Genomic DNA, 15,731 nt, shown 5'->3' with positions numbered 1-15,731 from the left:
GATGGCCGGGACGGTGGGTACCGCCCCGGCCACTGGTGGACGAGTTCGATCAGCTCCGCAGGCGGATGGTGACCGCTCGGGGCTCGGTGAAGAATTCGCGGGAGTACTGGCCGCCCTCGCGTCCGAGGCCGCTGCTGCCTTCGCCACCGAACGGCAGTCGGAGGTCGCGCTCGAAGAAGGTGTTGATCCACACCGTGCCGGCCTTCCACCGTGCGGCCATGCGGTGCGCACGGTTGAGGTTGTCGGTGAACAGAATCCCTGCCAACCCGTACGGCGAGTCGTTCGCGATGCGCAGCGCCTCGTCCTCGGTGTCGAACCCGAGGACGGTCTCGACGGGCCCGAAGATCTCCTCACGCGCGGTGCGCGAGTCGTTGGTGAGCCCGGTGATCACCGTGGGCGGGTAGTAGAAGCCTTTCGCCCGCGCATCGTCGGTGAGCCGCGACCCACCGGTCACGACCTTGCCGCCCTCCTCCTGGGCCAGTTCGACGTAGCCGTGCACCTTCTCGAGGTGTCTTTGCTCGATCAGCGGGCCGAGGAAATTCGACGGGTCTTTCGGGTCGCCGACGGTGAGTTTCTTCGCCTCCTCGGTGAACCGGTCGAGGAACTCGCCCATGATCGAGTTCTGCACCAGCAGGCGCGACCCGGACAGGCACACCTGCCCGTTGCCGCCGAAGATCGCCCGGATCGACATCGGAACAGCGACGTCGAGGTCGGCGTCGTCGAAGACGATGTTCGCGGACTTGCCGCCCATCTCCGCCGAGACCGGGGTGTGGTTCACCGCGGCGGCCTGGAGGATCCGCACGCCGGTGGCGCTCGAACCGGTGAACGTGATCCGGTCGACCCTCGGGTCCGCGGTGAGCGGACCGGCGACGGCCTCGCCCCCGAATCCGTGGACCACGTTGAGCACGCCTTCGGGAAGGCCGGCCTCGAGGGCGAGTTGCGCGAACCGGTGCGCGGTGAGCGGCGTCTGCGGTGCGGGTTTGAGAACGGTGGTGTTGCCGAAGGCCAATGCGGGGGCGATCTTCCACGTCGCGAGCATCAGCGGCGCGTTCCACGGGCTGATCGCCGACACCACCCCGGCGGGTGGGTACAAAACGTAGGAGAGCAGGTCGCCGTCCGGGTAGGCCTCGTTGGCGGCCATCGACACATAGTCGGCGAAGAACCGCAGATTGTGTGCCACCCGCGGGATCTCGGCGTGCAGGGACTGGTTGATGCTCTTGCCGCCGTCACGGGTCTCGATCAGCGCGAGTTCCTCACGGTGTTCGTCGACCTTGTCGGCTACTGCGTGCAGGATCTTCGCACGCTCCTTCGGCGACATCCGCGGCCACGGACCGTCATCGAATGCGGTGCGGGCCGCGGTGATCGCGGCCTCGCCGTCGTCGGCGGTTCCGCGGGGGACCGTCGCGAGCAGTGAACCGTCGTGCGGATCACGGGTTTCGAAGGTCGCCCCGTCCGAGGCGGCCGCCCAGTCGCCACCGATGAGGTGACGAACCTCGGTCACCCCGGGTACGGATTCCGTCGTGGTCATGGTGCTCCTTGCCTGTCAGACCCCGGCCGGGGCCGGGGTCTCGTAGGTGCGGCCTGCGAGTTCGGAGGCGACGTCGATGATCATGTCTTCCTGACCACCGATGACACCGCGACGACCGAGTTCCATGAGGATGTCGCGGGCGGGCACCCCGAACTTCTTCGCGGCCCGCTTGGTGGGGTGGAAGAACGTGGAGTACACACCGGCGTAGCCGAGGACCAGTGCGGTCTCGTCGACGATCTGCGGTTCCTTCATCAGCGGCGCGACGATGTGTTCGGCGGTGTCGATGAGCGGGAAAAGGTCGACCCCGGTGTCCCAGCCGGCGCGTTCGAACGCGGCGGCGAGGACCTCGGTCTGCGCGTTGCCGGCGCTGGCGCCGAGACCGCGCAGGGACCCGTCGATGAACGTGGCCCCGTTCTCCGCGGCTGTCAGCGCGTTGGCGATCCCGACACCGAGGTTGTTGTGGGCGTGGAACCCGATGTCGGCGGTGATGGCCTGCCTCAGGGCGGCGACCCGTTCACCGGCGTGCCGGGGAACCATGGCGCCGGCGGAGTCGACGACGTAGACGACGTCGGCACCGTACGAGTCGAGTTTGGCGGCCTGCTCGGCGAGGGGTTGGGGGTCGAGCTTGTGGCTCATCATCAGGAACGTCATCACCGTCAGGCCCTGCTCCTTGGCCCACTCGACCGGCTGCTGCCCGCAGTCGGCCTCGGTGCAGTGCACCGCGACGCGGACCGTTTTGATGCCGGCGTCGATGGCCTGCTGCAGTTCGGCGAGGGTCGCGATGCCGGGCACGTAGAGGGCGGCGATGTCGGCGTTCTCGACGGCGTCGACCGCGGCGCGCACGTAGTCGGGGTCGGTGGCGGCGGCGAACCCGTACTGGATCGAGGAGGCGCCGAGTCCGATGCCGTGCGCGACCTCGATGGTCGGCACGCCGGCCTTGTCGAGGCCGCGCGCGATGTCGGCGACGTTCTGCGGGGTGAACTGGTGCGACACGGACGACATGCCGTCCCGCAGGGTGGTGTCGACGATCGTGATCTTCTTACTCACTGTGCTGCTCCCTGGACGAGGTTCTGCTGGGCCATGACGTCGGCCACCTGGACGGCGGCGGCGGTGATGATGTCGAGGTTGCCGGCGTAGGTGGGCAGGAAGTCGCCGGCGCCGACGACCTCGAGCATCACGGTGACCAGGTCGCCGTCGACGTCGACCAGGCGCAGCGAGTAACCGGGGACGTACCGCTGGACCTTGGCGACCATGTCGACCACGGCGCGTTCGATGGCGGCCGGGTCGGGGTTGCGGACCTTGGCGTAGACGGTGTCGCGCATGTTCATCGGCGGTTCGGCCGGGTTGATCACCGAGATCGCCTTGGCGCGGTCGGCGCCGGCGACCTGGGCGAGGGCGCGGCCGGTCTTCTCGCTGAATTCGCTGAGGTTCTGCCGGGTGCCGGGGCCGGCACTGTGGGAGGCGATGGCGGCGACGATCTCGCCGTAGGAGGCGTCGGCGACCTCGTTGATGGCGTAGAGGATCGGAATGGTGGCCTGGCCGGCGCAGCTGACCATGTTCACGTTGGGGGCGCTCAGGTGCGTGTCGAGGTTGACCGCGGGGACGACGTACGGGCCGACCGAGGCCGGGGTGAGATCGATCGCGGTGATCCCGGCCTCGGCGTAGCGCGGCGCCGCGGCGGCGTGGATCTTCGCCGAGGTCGCTTCGAAGACGAAGTCCGGCAGTTCCGGCTGAGCGAGCAGCCAGTCGAGTCCGCCGGCGGAGGCTTCGAGGCCCTCCTGGCGGGCCCGGGCCAATCCCTCGCTGTCGGGGTCGATGCCCACCATGCACACGGGTTCGACGTGCTCGGACCGCAGCAGCTTGTACATCAGATCCGTACCGATGTTCCCGGATCCGACGATCGCGGCTTTCAATCGACTCATCTTCTAGGCCTTCCCTGGGCAGGCGGGGTGATGCGGTCGACGCTAGGAAGAATTCGCAGGTCCGGGACCGGCGATTCGGCTGTGCCGGACAGCGAGCGCCATCACGCGACCACTGTTCGGCTATCACGAAAAGCGCTGACCGCCCCGGACCCTGTCCGCCACGCTCGTGACATCGACCACAACCGGTGCAGCAGGCCCGGACGTCGGAAACCAGGAGAAGCCATGAGTGACGCTCGTTTCGACATCGCGCACCTCGCCCGTGCCGAACTGTTCAGCCCCAAGCCGCAGGAGACGCTGGACTTCTTCACGAAGTTCCTCGGGATGTACGTGACCCACAGGGAAGGGCAGTCGGTGTACCTGCGCGGATACGAGGACCCGTATCCGTGGAGCCTGAAGATCACCGAAGCACCCGAGGCCGGGATGGGCCACGCCGCGATGCGGACGAGTTCTCCCGAAGCGCTCGAGCGACGGGCCAAGTCACTGACAGACGGCAACGTCGACGGCACGTGGAGCGAAGACCAGTTCGGGTACGGCAAGACCTTCGAGTACCAGTCACCCGACGGGCACAATCTGCAGCTGTTGTGGGAAGCCGAGAAGTACGTCGCTCCCCCGGAACTGCGGAGCAAGATCCTCACCCGGCCGTCCAAGAAGCCGCTGCAGGGTATCCCCGTCAAGCGCATCGACCACCTCAACCTGATGTCGTCCGACGTGACCGCGGTGAAGGACTCCTTCGAACGGCACCTCGGATTCCGGACCACCGAGCGGGTCGTCGACGGCAACGTCGAGATCGGGGCGTGGATGAGCTCGAACCTGCTCGGTCACGAGGTCGCCTGCATGCGCGACATGACCGGCGGGCACGGCAAGCTGCACCACCTCGCGTTCTTCTACGGCACCGGGCAGCACAACATCGACGCCGTGGAGATGTTCCGCGACTACGACATTCAGATCGAAGCCGGCCCCGACAAGCACGGCATCACGCAGAGCCAGTTCCTGTACGTCTTCGAACCGGGCGGCAACCGCATCGAGCTGTTCGGCGAGGCCGGCTACCTGCACTTGGACCCGGACGCCGAGACCAAGACCTGGCAGATGTCCGACATCGACACCGGACTGGCCGTCGGAGGCGCCAAGCTGCCGTGGGAGTCGTATTTCACCTATGGCACCCCGAGCCCGCTGTCCCTGGACCAGCACATCGAAAAGTACGCCCACTTCGGGCCCGGTGCCCCCGATCCCGACGCCCTCGCGGCGGAACTCTCCGTCCCCGACGAGTTGGAGCACTCCCGCGCTGTCGCCGACGCGTCGCTCTGACGCACCCTCGGTGAGCGCCAGGGTGGTCGCGGCCTCGTGCCGTGACCACCCTGGCGTCGCGTCGTCTTCGCGATCGAAGACCCACCGGTGTCAGTTCACCCTGCAGCCCTCGGCGATCGGGGTGTCGTTCAACCGGTCGACGATGTAGGACACGGCACCGTTGGTGTCGTAGCCGTCGATGAGTTCGGGGCCGAAGTGGTTGGGGATGGTGGTGCCCGGTGCGGTGGGCGGAAGGTCGTTGGTGCGGGGCGTCGATGAAGGTCCCGGTGACCGCTGTCGGGGAACCGTCCTGCAGCCGCGACGTGTACATCACCCGCTGCCCGGCCAGGTGCCGTCCGTTCCGGGCACCGAGGCGAACAACGGCATCGGTTCGGTGCGGATGATCGACCCCGGAGCCGACGCGAATTCGGCCGGCGGAGTGTAGAAGTCGTCGCCGGGGGCGGCGTGTGCAGGATGAGCGCCGGCAGTGAGCGCGACCACGGCGGCTATGCAGCTGACGACGGTGAGGACGGCGACCCGGACAGCGTGCGGTGTGTGCGAGCGGCGAAGGCGAGAAGGGGTGGTGTGCATGGTCAGATCACCGTGCCGACGTCTCGGGCGACCAGGTGGTCCAGGGCGCGTTCGGCGACCGCGGCGATGGTCATCGACGGGTTGCATGCCGCGGTGTTGCCGGGCATCAGGGCACCGTCGAGCACATACAGTCCGCGCTGGCCGAGCACCCGGCCCTCGAGATCGCAGACCGAGCCAATCGATGCCCCGCCGAGCGGATGCCAGGTTGAGGGGAAGAGCGAATTAGTGTCCGTGAGTATGGATCCCGGCCCGGCGATCTTCCGCACCATCGGGTCGATGCGGCCGTTCTGGATGACGGTGTCGCCTTCCCGCGGCCAGCGCAGTACCGCGTCGTCGGTGGCCGAGTCGTACACGAAACTCCCACGGCCTTCACTGACGCCGTAACCGACGAGCATGGTGCTGCGTGCGTCGAGGGACAGTGGTGGCATCGACGCCTGGATGACCGTGACGGCGGTGGCGGGGTCGTCCCAGTTCAAACTGCCGTAGACGACCGGGCCGCCCTGCGGAGCGCCGAATTCTTCTTCGAGGCTCGTCCAGACATAGATTCGGTCGGCGTTGGTTCCCCAACCGGTTCCGAGTTCGTCCGGCAGATCCGGGATGCGGCCCGTCGACGCGGCACGCACCAGCAGCTTTGTGGTGCCCACGCTTCCGGCGGCCATCACGAGGGCATTCGTGGTGAGGATCTTGTTCTCGAGTACGTTGCCGGACGTATCGATCCGGTCGACGTATACCGTCCAGCGGCCGTCGGCGGCTCGCTCGACATCGGTGACCTGGTGCAGGGTTTCCACCGTCACCCGGCCGGTGTCTTCGGCGGCAGCAATGTAGGTGACGTCGACCGAGTGCTTGCCGCCGTTGTTGACACCGAGGGCGCCGTCGCCGTTGGTGTACGAGGGTTTCATCCGGCCGCGGAGTTCGTCGAGCGCGAAGTTCCAGTCGATCGGCATCGGGATCTTCGACACCGGGAGCCCGGCGCGCTGCACGTTCTGCGCGAACACCCTCGCGGCCTGGTAATTCGGGCTGTCGATCAACTCGTCGGGGGCGACAGCGAGCCGCAACATCCGCGCGACCCGCGGGTAGTGAACCCGGTCCATGGTGGCCCAGTCGAGCGCTTCGGGCAGGTGCGTGTTGAAGACGGCCTCGGCCGGTTGCAACGTCATCCCTTGGTAGACGAGGGAACCACCGCCGACGCCGGCGGCACACAGTGCGGTCATGTTGTCGCCGGGCACCGCCTCGAGCAGACCGGTGTACGGCTCCAGCGCCACCGGCTCACCGAACAGTTGCGGACTGGACCGGTACCAGAGGATGCGCTTGTCCGGAGCGGTCGCACGGGGAAAGGTGTCCGCGTCCGGCCCTGTGGGCCAGCGTATTCCACGCTCGAGCACCAGAACAGGCACGCCGGCCTCCGCGAGCCGGAGCGCCGCGACGCCGCCGCCGAACCCCGACCCGACGACGATGACTCGGTGATCTTCGCGGGTGAGCGGCACGGTAGTCCGGCGGCCTCCGGTCCCGGCCTGCGCGATGCGCGGACTCGCCAACGCGACCCCCGCGGCAGCGGCCCCGGCCAGAAAGGAGCGGCGATTGAGTGCAGACACAGATTTCCCCCAGATCACAGACGGACTCGGCGAGATGTCGAAAGATCAGCGTGGAGCATTTCTCTTAGGCGAGCTCAAACTAGACACTCTGAGCGGGATGTGTCAAGAAGTAACTGTGACTGCAGTTACGAGCTGGACGGCATCGCCGGCGCCAGCCAGCGGGTGAGAAACCGGCGAAGGTCGTCGTCGGTGTGAACGGCGTCGTCGTCGAAGAGGACGACCGACAGCGCCAGCCGAAGTGCGATCTCCACGATGTCGTCCAGGCTCGACTCCACGCCGGGATCGCGCTCGACGAGGGGCGCGAGCAGTTCGCGCGCTACGGGTTTCGCGCGGGACATCATGCCCGTGTCGAAGACAGGGTTTCCCCGTTCCGCCTGGAGCAGGGTAGCCAACACCGGATGCGCGCGCACGGCGGCCCGGCCCGCGACGATGAGTTCGACGACGTACCCGCACGTGGTGTCGGTGGCGTTCGATCGCGAGTGGATCCCGCCCAGCACCTCGACGGCGAGACCGGCGATCGCCTGCGACACCAGCTCTTCGCGCGACCCGAAGTTGGAGTACACGGTCTGTCGCGTGACGCCCGCACCCTGCGCCGCCGCCGCGATGGTGACCCCCTCGAAGCCGTCACTCGCGATCAAGTCGAGCGTGGCGTCCAAGATCTTCCTCCGCGACCGCATGCGACCATTATCGATCACGATCCCGTGGACCCGCACCGTCGCTATTCGTGCTGCGGATAGACCCTTTTCAGTTCGGTCTCGTCGGCTCGCCCGCAGCCGAATTGGCCGATGACTTGCCAGAGCCGTTCCGTGAATCGAGTTTGGCACATCCCGAAGTTGACGAGGGTCTCCTCCTCCGGGGGGCCGCCGAATGGTGCCCAGGCCCGGGCGAAGTCGAGGATGTCGTCGATCTCTTTGCCCGGTCTCGGCTGCCGGGCGCGGTGTCGTTCGGCTTCTCGTCGTCGATCGCGCCACCGACGGTAACGCCGGACGTCCACCTCGAACTGATCCGATTTCTGCGCAGGCACGGCTAGGTGGCCTTGCGGGGCTGGATCGGACTGTTGCTCACTTCGTCGGGCGGAACCGACAGTTCGGCGTCCACGTCGGTGGTGCCCAGCTGGGCAAAGAGATCGGGATCGCGTCGCGCGAGCCGCGCACCGAGCACCAGCCCGATCGCCAGGCTTACCGGTGTGACGGCGACGAGGACGGTGTTCACGGCGGGTCCCGCGGCCGTGAGCAAGTCCATCTTGGCCACGATCAACCACGTCGCATAGCTCAACATGGCGAGGGCTGCTGCCGGCGCTACCCGCACCCTCCACACCGAATGCCCGCGGCGATCCCGCCAGAAGAATGCGAGTACGGCTGCGGCTGCCATGGCCTGGAGTACGACGATGCCGACGACGCCGGGCGAATTCACCCAGAGCAGGAGCTGAAGGTAGGGGTCGGCGCCGGCGAGCGCGAATCCGACGATCACGACCATCGCAAGCAGACTTTGCACGGCGCTCGCCACGTACGGCGACTTGTAGACCGGGTGCAGTCTGCCGAGGACCCGGGGCAGTACGTGCTCGCGCGACAGCGCGAAGGCGTAGCGGGTGATCGCGTTGTGGAAAGCGAGCAGGCTGGCGAGGATGCTCGTGATGATCAGCAGTTCCATGAGCGTGCTCGCCCAGCCGCCGACGTAGTTCTCGATGGCGTCGAAGTACATGGCGGCGGGATCGGAGGCTGCGAGCGCGAGCGCCTGATCCGGGCCGAAGGCCTGGATGATGATCCACACCATGAAGGCGTAGAAGAGGCCGAGGAATGCGACCGCCAGGTAGGTCGCCCGGGGGATCGTCCGGGAGGGATCTTTCGCTTCCTCCCGATACAGGGCGGTCGCTTCGAACCCGATGAACGCGGCGAACGCCAGGGTCAGCACCCCACCCAGGCCGGGGCTGAAGACGTGGGCGGGAGCGAACGACTCGGCGCCGAGCCCCTCGGCGCCGCCCCGGAGAAGGACGGCGGCCGCGAGCAGGACGAGGATCCCCGTCTCAGCGGAGAGCAGCAGGATCAGGAACCGTGCGCCGACATGGACCGACCGCGACCCCAGGAACCAGACGAGCCCGACGCCGATAAGCGACCACAGTCCCCACGGAAGATTCAGTCCGACCAGATCCGCCATGGTGGACTGGGTGAAATACCCGAGGGCGCCGAAGATCCCGATCTCGAGGGCGTTGTAGGAGACGAGGGCGAGGACCGCGGCCGCGAGGCCCCAGCGGGGGCCGAGTCCGATCGAGATGTACGAGTAGAACGCTCCCGCGTTGTGGATGTACTTGCTCATCGCGGTGAAGCCGATCGCGAACACGCCCAGCGCGAGTCCGGCCAGGATGTACCCGCCGGGCGCCCCGATTCCCGCGACGTTCAGGGCCAGGGGAGCCACCCCCGCCATCACCAGCAACGGCGCGGCGGCCGCCACGACGAAGAACACGATGCCGGAGGTGCCGAGGGCGCCGCCTTCCAGCTGCGTGCCGGAGGCGGGTCCGGGTGCGGATTTCTTCATGAGGGACTTCTCCAGTCAGGGCAAGGGCGCGGCGGCGGGGAAACCGGGGGCGCGGATACGCGACGAGGTTCTAATCGAATGTGTTTCGATTAGACTAGAGCGTTGTGACCGGCGCCACAAGGGCATAATCGAATGAATTTCGATTGGAGAGGTGGGTGCACCGATGGGCAGACCTCGCGTCGCACGCCTGGACCGCGAACGCATCGCGGAGGCGGCGCTCGAACTGGTCGATCGTGACGGCGACTTCAGAATGCCGGACCTCGCCCGGCACCTGAACGTGCAGGTGTCGTCGATCTATCACCATGCCAAAGGCCGCGCGGCCGTCGTCGAACTGGTTCGCCACCGCGTCGTCCGGGAAATCGACGGATCGGCCTTCGAGCGCCTGCCCTGGGATGAGGCCTTCTCCGAATGGGCCCGGTCGTATCGGGCAGCGTTCAGCAGGCACCCCACCGCCATCCGCCTCCTGGCCACCGAGACGGTGCGCGATCCCGGCTCGCTCTCGGTGTACCACTCGGCGGCGGCCGGACTGCGCGGCGCCGGCTTCCCGGACGACCACATCATGGCCGTCATCACCGCCGCGGAGAATTTTCTCCTCGGGGCCGCCCTGGACGCGGCCGCGCCGGAGGTCATGATCGAAGCGGATTCGACGACGACCGACGACGCCCTGACGCGGGCGCTTGCCGCCGCACCCCGCGGCCCGGAGAGGGCCGAGCAGGCGTTCGAACTCGGCCTGGCGGCCCTGCTGGCGGGCTTTCACCACCTCCTGCAGGAATGCGGCGCGGTGCAGCGGTAGCGCCGAACCTCAGTGAACCTGCGTGCCGCCCAACCAGGTTCGGGTCACGGCAAGCTCACTGAGCGCCTGCGTGGACGACAGGTCGTAGGGGTCGACCGGCAGCTGAATCATGTCGGCCCGCATTCCCGGCCGGAGGCAGCCCCACAGGTTCTCCTCGAATCCCTGATAGGCGACGCCGGCCGAGTATGCGGCGAGGGCCCGTTCGAGGCCGACGCGTTCGCGCGGCAACCATCCTTCGGTCGGTACGCCGGACGGGGTCTGGCGGTGAATCGCGGTGGCAATTCCCTTGATCGGCTCGTAGGCGGTGATGGGCCAGTCACTGCCGAAGGCCACCCGTGCACCTCGCTCGGTGAGGGTTCCGATGCGATACTGCTGCGCGCTTCGTTCGGCCCCGATCCGCGGAATCGTCAATTCCGTCATCAGGGCGTCGAGCTGGGCCCACAGCGGCTGGAAGTTGGCGACCGCCCCGAGGGACGTGAACCGGTCGAGGTCGTCACCGTCGACCAACTGCAGATGCGCGATCGTGGCGCGCCGATCACGCGGACCGTTGCTGCGGTCGACGTGCTCGATCGCATCGAGCGCCATGCGTACCCCGGCGTCGCCGATGGCATGGATGTGGATCTGGAACCCGAGCCGGTCCACTTCGGCCGCAGCCCGAGACAGTTCGTCCGTCGTCCAGTTGCTGATGCCGTGGGAGTGCGGACAGTCCGTGTAGGGCGCGAGAAGCGCTGCCGTACCGGCCTCGATCACCCCGTCGGCGAAGAACTTGACCGTTCCCGCCCTGATCGCGTCGCCGCCCCGTTCCTCGACCTTCCGCCGCGCCAGGACGAACGCCTCCAAGTCGGCCTCCCAGGTCTCCGGGGTGGCACGAAACGCGAGGTTGGCACGGGTCGACAGCCTCCCGCCGTCCGCGGCGGTCAACCAGACCTCGACGTCGTCGAGTTCGGTCCACGCGTCCTGCACCCACGTGATGCCCGCGGCGGCCAGCATCTTCGACACCGTCGCCAGCGCATCGACCCGATCGTCGAGGGTCACCTCCGGCACCAGCGCGAGAACCGGATTGATCGCTCCCCATTCACGCAGGGTGCCGAGCAGCTCACCGTCGGCGGTCCGCACGATCTCTCCGCCTGCCGGATCCGGGGTGTCCCGGGTCAGTCCGGCACACCGCAGCGCCGCACTGTTGACCCACGCGGTGTGATGGTCCATCGTGCGCAGGACCACCGGCCGGTCCGGCACCACACTGTCGAGCCACCGGGCCTCGAAGCGCCCGCCCTCGGCGAGCGTCGGAGAAACCCCGTCGCCGAATACGCAACCGGCTCCGGGATTCTCGTCCGCCCACCGGCGCACCTCGCGCAGGACCTCGTCGACGCTGCCGCAGTCGCGGATCGAGGCGCCGCGCAGACCGAGCCCGCCCATCAGCGGGTGGACGTGCCCGTCGCCGAACGACGGCAACAACGCGCCCCCACGCAGGTCGATCAACTTGGTGCGGCTCGACTGCATGGCACGAGCCCGCTCCCCCAGCGCGACCACGCGCCCGCCGGCCACGGCGAGCGCGTCGGTGACAGGACTGTCGGGATGACCGGTGCGCACCGTGCCTCCGACGACGAGCAGTTCGGCGTCCACGGCACCTCCTTCAAATAATCGAATATGATTCGATTAAGCTAGGCCGCGCCCGGGCCTGCGTCAAGAGTTGCCCGGTCGCGGGGCGGAAACCCGGAGTTCAGCTGCCCCTCTTGCGAATCGTAGACCGGTCGTATACAACTGGTGCACAGCCTCTTCGTGATCGGCTTCACAGTCGGATGAAGGCAAGAAAAAGCGGGCTCGGCAGCTGTTGGAGCAGCCACCGAGCCCAGGCAGCACCATCTGCGCGACCGTTCGAGTCGCCTACTTGGAGGTAGGCGCAAGGACGTGCAGTTCGTCACGTAGCGACGATTCGACCTAGGAGTCGACTATGGCAACCGCCAACAACAAATCTATCAATCGCAGACCCCACACCAGTCTGCCCGTCATTGCAGGTTCGAGCCTCGCCGGTACCGCAGTCGAGTGGTACGACTTCTTCCTGTACGGAACAGCGGCGGCGCTGGTGTTCAACAAGCTGTTCTTCCCCACCGAAGATCCCCTGGTGGGCACCATGCTCGCGTTCGCCACCTACGCCGTCGGCTTCGTGGCGCGCCCCCTCGGCGCCGCGGTACTCGGGCACTACGGGGACGTCAAAGGCAGGCGGGCCACCCTGATCGCCAGCCTGATGCTGATGGGCGTGTCGACCTTCCTCATCGCCTTCCTGCCCACGTACGCGTCCATCGGCGTCGCCGCACCGTTGATCCTCGTGCTTCTGCGGCTGGTGCAGGGCTTCGCCCTCGGTGGCGAATGGGGTGGCGCAGTCCTGCTGGTCTCTGAACACGGCGATTCGAAGAGGCGGGCGTTCTGGTCCGCCTGGCCCAATCTCGGTCCGCCGCTGGGCAACCTGCTGGCGGCCGGGGTGCTGGCTGTCCTCGGCTCCACGCTGTCGGAAGACGCGTTCCTGTCCTGGGGATGGCGGATCGCCTTCGGGCTGTCTGCACTGCTGGTGATCATCGGTCTGGTGCTGCGGCTGTACGTCGCGGAGACCCCGCTTTTCGAGCAGTCCCGGGACACCGCGACCGCCGAGAAGAAGGGCATGCCGCTCGCCGCGGCCGTCCGGGGACACTGGCGCCAGATCCTCCTCGCGGCCTTCACCCGCTTCGGCGAGAACGCCGGCTTCTACATCTTCTCGCTGTTCGTCATCACCTACATCACCCAGATCCTCGAACTCGAGCGCAGCACCGGATTGAACGCCGTCATGATCGGCATGGTCGTCGCCCTGGTGACGATCCCGATGTTCGCCGTGCTCGCCGACCGGATCGGCCGGCGACCGATCTACATCGGCGCGTCCGCGGCCACCATCGTGTGGGCGTTCGTGTTCTTCGCTCTGCTGGACACGAAGAATCCGGCGGCGATCACCCTCGCGGTGGCGGTGGGACTGCTGATCTTCGCGGCCTACAGCGCCGTGATCGGCGCGTTCTTCTCCGAACTGTTTCCCACCGAGGTCCGGTACTCCGGGGTGTCGCTGGCCTACAACCTCGCGTCCGTCCTTGCCGGCTCGCTGGCCCCGATCATCGCGATCGCGCTCTACACCCGGTTCGGCACCGGATACGCCATCGGTGCCTATCTCGTAGCTATGGGAGTCATCTCCCTGATCGCCTCACTTCTCGCGCGGGAAACGCAGTCCGTGGATCTCGCGGCCGTGGGCGACGAGGCGATCTCCCGGACACTGGAAACGCCGGCGTCCGTCCACCACTGACTCTCCTCGAAGGGGCAAGCCATGACGACATCGAAGACCTCCGGGGCAACGGCACCGGAGCTGGCCTACGAGTGGCTGAAGAACACCATCATCACCCTGCCCCGCGACGAGGAGATGTTTCTGTCCGAGGCGCAGGTCGCCGCGTCCTCCGGAATTTCCCGAACCCCGGTGCGCGAGGCGCTGTTACGCCTCGAGGCCGAAGGCTTCATCCGGCGCGTGCCCCACAAGGGCGCCTTCATTCCGGCGTTGTCCGACAGCGACGTCGAAGCCATCATGCAGGCCCGCCGGGTGGTCGAGGAATGGTCGGTCACCGAAGTGGCGCCCCAGCCGGGCCTGGTACCGGATCGGCTCCGGATTCTCCTGGACCTCCAGGAGAACGACACCGACCCGGTCGACTTCATCGCGCACGACCTCGAATTCCACACGGCCATCATCCGTGCGGCCGGCAACCCACTGATGAACAACTTCTACAGCTCACTGCGGGACCGTCAGATGCGGATGGGTATCCGCATCGTCATGGCCGATGAAACCCGCAAGAAGCAGGTTCTCGTCGAGCACCGCGCCATCGCCGACGCGATCGCGGCAGGTGATCCGCAGGCCGCGGTACAGGCGGTGCGGGAACACCTCGACACCACCCTGCGGTCAATGAAACGGCCGAACATCTAACGGCACGAAGGAAACCCATGAAGATAGCCCTGGCTCAACTGGCGAGCCCCGATTCCGAGACCCCCGCGCATCGACTCGAGCGCGTACGCAACCTCCTGACCGGGCTCGCCGAGCGCGTCGACCTGATCGTTCTGCCCGAGCTGTGGCGCGTCGGATACAACCACTTCGACGACTACTCGACAGCTGCGGAAACCCTCGGCGGCGGTACCGTTCAGGTTCTGGCAGCCGTCGCCGTCGAACGGCAGTGCTACATCCACGCCGGCAGCATCGTCGAACAGGGTGAAGAGGGCAGACTGCGCAACACGGCGGTCCTGATCGGCCCGGACGGACAGATCCACCACCACTACAGCAAAGTTCACGTGTTCGGATACGACTCCCTCGAAGCGCAGCTCCTGCAGCCGGGGACGCAGATCCACACCACCGACACGCCCTTCGGCCCGATCGCCGCCACAACCTGCTACGACCTGCGGTTCCCCGGATTGTGGACCGAATTGGTCGCCGCCGGAGCGCAACTCGTCATCGTGCCCGCCGCGTGGCCGAAGGCCCGCAAGGAGCACTGGCGGCTGCTGACCTCGGCCCGCGCCGTCGACAACCAGGTCTTCGTGATCGCGTGCAACGCCACCGGCACCCACAACTCCGTCGAACTCGGCGGGCACAGCCGGATCGTCGACCCGTGGGGGACGGTGATCGCCGAGGCGGATTCGTCCGAGGGCATCACCATCGCCGAGATCGACCCCGCCGTGGTCGACCGCACCCGCGCCGAGTTCCCCGTCCTGAGGGACCGGCTCGACGACTACAGCTTCCTCAACCGCAGAAGGGTCCTTTCATGACCGGCGCCACCACGGAGGTGCTCACCTTCGAAACCCTCGATTCCTCCGAGATCCTGCAATTCGGCGACGGCCGAACCCTGGTCGCCGGGTACACCGGCCGCGACGAAGCAGCGGTGCAACATCACATCGACGAGCTCGCCGCCATCGGAGTCGCACCGCCGGCACAGGTGCCGATGTTCTACCCCGTCGAGATCGCGACGATCACGACCGCGTCGCAGGCCCCCGTCACCGGCGCGCACACCTCCGGCGAGGTCGAGCCGGTGATCCTGCGGCACCGCGGGCGGTACTACCTCGGTGTCGGCTCCGATCACACCGACCGCCAACTCGAGACCGTCGACATCGGTGACTCGAAGCGGGCGTGCCCGAAGCCGGTAGGCCCGGCCGTCGTCGAGATCGCGGACTGGTCGTCGTTCGACTGGGACGCGTGCCGGGCCCGCTCGTGGGTCGACGGGGTCCTGTATCAGGACGGAACCCTGGCCAATCTCCTTACACCGCAAAACCTTCTGCAGATCTTCGCCGACCGGATCGGCGACACCGGCGAGGACCTGCTCTGCTTCGCAGGCACCCTGCCGCTGCTCGACGGCAAGTTCACCCCCGGTCACCGGTGGGACCTCGAACTCACCCTGCCCGACGGCCGAACCCTGACCCACTCCTACACCACCGAAGGACACTGA

The 15,731-nt window shown here is 67.3% G+C and carries 15 protein-coding genes; 7 read left to right on the top strand and 8 right to left on the bottom strand.

Annotated features, from left to right (window positions below; translation table 11 throughout):
• Nucleotides 1–49: 49 nt before the first annotated feature.
• The 3 genes from PSR88_RS19665 to PSR88_RS19655 are packed head-to-tail and all read right to left on the bottom strand — an operon-like array spanning nt 50 to nt 3,450.
• The gene (locus PSR88_RS19665) at nt 50–1,528 is read right to left on the bottom strand and encodes an aldehyde dehydrogenase (protein ID WP_016884586.1); all 1,479 of its coding nucleotides are present in this window, start codon (nt 1,526–1,528) and stop codon (nt 50–52) included.
• 15 nt (nt 1,529–1,543) lie between these two features.
• Nucleotides 1,544–2,575 (bottom strand): 4-hydroxy-2-oxovalerate aldolase, encoded by a 1,032-nt coding sequence (gene dmpG / locus PSR88_RS19660; protein ID WP_016884587.1) that lies wholly within the window; start codon nt 2,573–2,575, stop codon nt 1,544–1,546.
• Nucleotides 2,572–3,450 carry an acetaldehyde dehydrogenase (acetylating) gene (locus PSR88_RS19655; protein WP_016884588.1) on the bottom strand — a complete coding sequence of 293 codons (879 nt, stop codon included), beginning with the start codon at nt 3,448–3,450 and terminating at the stop codon, nt 2,572–2,574. The genes dmpG and PSR88_RS19655 overlap by 4 nt, the downstream gene beginning before the upstream one ends.
• 222 nt (nt 3,451–3,672) lie before the next feature.
• Here PSR88_RS19655 and PSR88_RS19650 point away from each other — a divergent pair, with 222 nt between their 5' ends.
• Nucleotides 3,673–4,755, top strand: a complete 1,083-nt coding sequence (locus PSR88_RS19650; RefSeq protein WP_009476949.1) for a VOC family protein — start codon at nt 3,673–3,675, stop codon at nt 4,753–4,755.
• Nucleotides 4,756–5,064: 309 nt separating this feature from the next.
• Here PSR88_RS19650 and PSR88_RS19645 read toward each other — a convergent pair whose 3' ends face one another.
• The 3 genes from PSR88_RS19645 to PSR88_RS19635 all read right to left on the bottom strand — a co-directional run bounded on the left by PSR88_RS19645 (nt 5,065) and on the right by PSR88_RS19635 (nt 7,594).
• A complete protein-coding gene (locus PSR88_RS19645) occupies nt 5,065–5,325 on the bottom strand; it encodes a hypothetical protein (RefSeq protein ID WP_037197961.1) in 261 nt (86 codons plus the stop codon).
• 2 nt (nt 5,326–5,327) lie between these two features.
• Nucleotides 5,328–6,917, bottom strand: coding sequence for a GMC oxidoreductase (locus PSR88_RS19640; protein ID WP_011596408.1), 1,590 nt, complete (start codon nt 6,915–6,917; stop codon nt 5,328–5,330).
• Nucleotides 6,918–7,042: 125 nt separating this feature from the next.
• Nucleotides 7,043–7,594 (bottom strand): TetR/AcrR family transcriptional regulator, encoded by a 552-nt coding sequence (locus tag PSR88_RS19635; protein WP_039950637.1) that lies wholly within the window; start codon nt 7,592–7,594, stop codon nt 7,043–7,045.
• Nucleotides 7,595–7,641: 47 nt separating this feature from the next.
• Between PSR88_RS19635 and PSR88_RS19630 the strand changes: the two genes are divergently transcribed.
• A complete protein-coding gene (locus PSR88_RS19630; protein WP_192815106.1) occupies nt 7,642–7,947 on the top strand; it encodes a hypothetical protein in 306 nt (101 codons plus the stop codon).
• Here the strand turns inward: PSR88_RS19630 and PSR88_RS19625 are convergent.
• Nucleotides 7,944–9,449: an APC family permease gene (locus PSR88_RS19625; RefSeq protein ID WP_016884592.1), complete on the bottom strand. Its 1,506-nt coding sequence runs from the start codon at nt 9,447–9,449 to the stop codon at nt 7,944–7,946. The two genes, PSR88_RS19630 and PSR88_RS19625, sit on opposite strands and share 4 nt — an antisense overlap.
• Before the next feature lie 163 nt (nt 9,450–9,612).
• On the opposite strand from PSR88_RS19625, the gene PSR88_RS19620 reads away from it, so the two are divergent.
• A complete protein-coding gene (locus tag PSR88_RS19620; RefSeq protein WP_007296219.1) occupies nt 9,613–10,242 on the top strand; it encodes a TetR/AcrR family transcriptional regulator in 630 nt (209 codons plus the stop codon).
• 9 nt (nt 10,243–10,251) lie between these two features.
• Here the strand turns inward: PSR88_RS19620 and PSR88_RS19615 are convergent, their stop codons facing one another.
• The gene (locus PSR88_RS19615; RefSeq protein ID WP_016884594.1) at nt 10,252–11,865 is read right to left on the bottom strand and encodes an amidohydrolase; all 1,614 of its coding nucleotides are present in this window, start codon (nt 11,863–11,865) and stop codon (nt 10,252–10,254) included.
• A gap of 328 nt (nt 11,866–12,193) precedes the next feature.
• Between PSR88_RS19615 and PSR88_RS19610 the strand changes: the two genes are divergently transcribed.
• Genes PSR88_RS19610 through PSR88_RS19595 form a run of 4 tightly spaced genes read left to right on the top strand, consistent with a single transcriptional unit; the run spans nt 12,194 to nt 15,731 of the window.
• Nucleotides 12,194–13,561: an MFS transporter gene (locus tag PSR88_RS19610; RefSeq protein WP_016884595.1), complete on the top strand. Its 1,368-nt coding sequence runs from the start codon at nt 12,194–12,196 to the stop codon at nt 13,559–13,561.
• Nucleotides 13,562–13,582: 21 nt separating this feature from the next.
• Nucleotides 13,583–14,227, top strand: coding sequence for a GntR family transcriptional regulator (locus PSR88_RS19605; protein ID WP_011596402.1), 645 nt, complete (start codon nt 13,583–13,585; stop codon nt 14,225–14,227).
• Nucleotides 14,228–14,244: 17 nt separating this feature from the next.
• Nucleotides 14,245–15,057: a carbon-nitrogen family hydrolase gene (locus PSR88_RS19600; RefSeq protein ID WP_007296223.1), complete on the top strand. Its 813-nt coding sequence runs from the start codon at nt 14,245–14,247 to the stop codon at nt 15,055–15,057.
• Nucleotides 15,054–15,731 carry a DUF2848 domain-containing protein gene (locus tag PSR88_RS19595; protein ID WP_016884596.1) on the top strand — a complete coding sequence of 226 codons (678 nt, stop codon included), beginning with the start codon at nt 15,054–15,056 and terminating at the stop codon, nt 15,729–15,731. The genes PSR88_RS19600 and PSR88_RS19595 overlap by 4 nt, the downstream gene beginning before the upstream one ends.

The sequence above is a fragment of the Rhodococcus sp. DK176 genome, assembly GCF_038447315.2.
In the GTDB taxonomy this organism is placed as follows: domain Bacteria; phylum Actinomycetota; class Actinomycetes; order Mycobacteriales; family Mycobacteriaceae; genus Rhodococcus_F; species Rhodococcus_F jostii_A.
This window is presented reverse-complemented; position numbering and strand designations above follow the sequence as displayed.

Coding starts and splice junctions, on each gene's coding strand:
- PSR88_RS19650 (WP_009476949.1), top strand. CDS start 3,673: ATGAGTGACGCTCGTTTCGACATCGCGCACCTCGCCCGTGCCGAACTG.
- PSR88_RS19595 (WP_016884596.1), top strand. CDS start 15,054: ATGACCGGCGCCACCACGGAGGTGCTCACCTTCGAAACCCTCGATTCC.
- PSR88_RS19635 (WP_039950637.1), bottom strand. CDS start 7,594: ATGCGGTCGCGGAGGAAGATCTTGGACGCCACGCTCGACTTGATCGCG.
- PSR88_RS19665 (WP_016884586.1), bottom strand. CDS start 1,528: ATGACCACGACGGAATCCGTACCCGGGGTGACCGAGGTTCGTCACCTC.
- PSR88_RS19655 (WP_016884588.1), bottom strand. CDS start 3,450: ATGAGTCGATTGAAAGCCGCGATCGTCGGATCCGGGAACATCGGTACG.
- PSR88_RS19600 (WP_007296223.1), top strand. CDS start 14,245: ATGAAGATAGCCCTGGCTCAACTGGCGAGCCCCGATTCCGAGACCCCC.
- PSR88_RS19605 (WP_011596402.1), top strand. CDS start 13,583: ATGACGACATCGAAGACCTCCGGGGCAACGGCACCGGAGCTGGCCTAC.
- PSR88_RS19610 (WP_016884595.1), top strand. CDS start 12,194: ATGGCAACCGCCAACAACAAATCTATCAATCGCAGACCCCACACCAGT.
- PSR88_RS19645 (WP_037197961.1), bottom strand. CDS start 5,325: ATGCACACCACCCCTTCTCGCCTTCGCCGCTCGCACACACCGCACGCT.
- PSR88_RS19620 (WP_007296219.1), top strand. CDS start 9,613: ATGGGCAGACCTCGCGTCGCACGCCTGGACCGCGAACGCATCGCGGAG.
- PSR88_RS19625 (WP_016884592.1), bottom strand. CDS start 9,449: ATGAAGAAATCCGCACCCGGACCCGCCTCCGGCACGCAGCTGGAAGGC.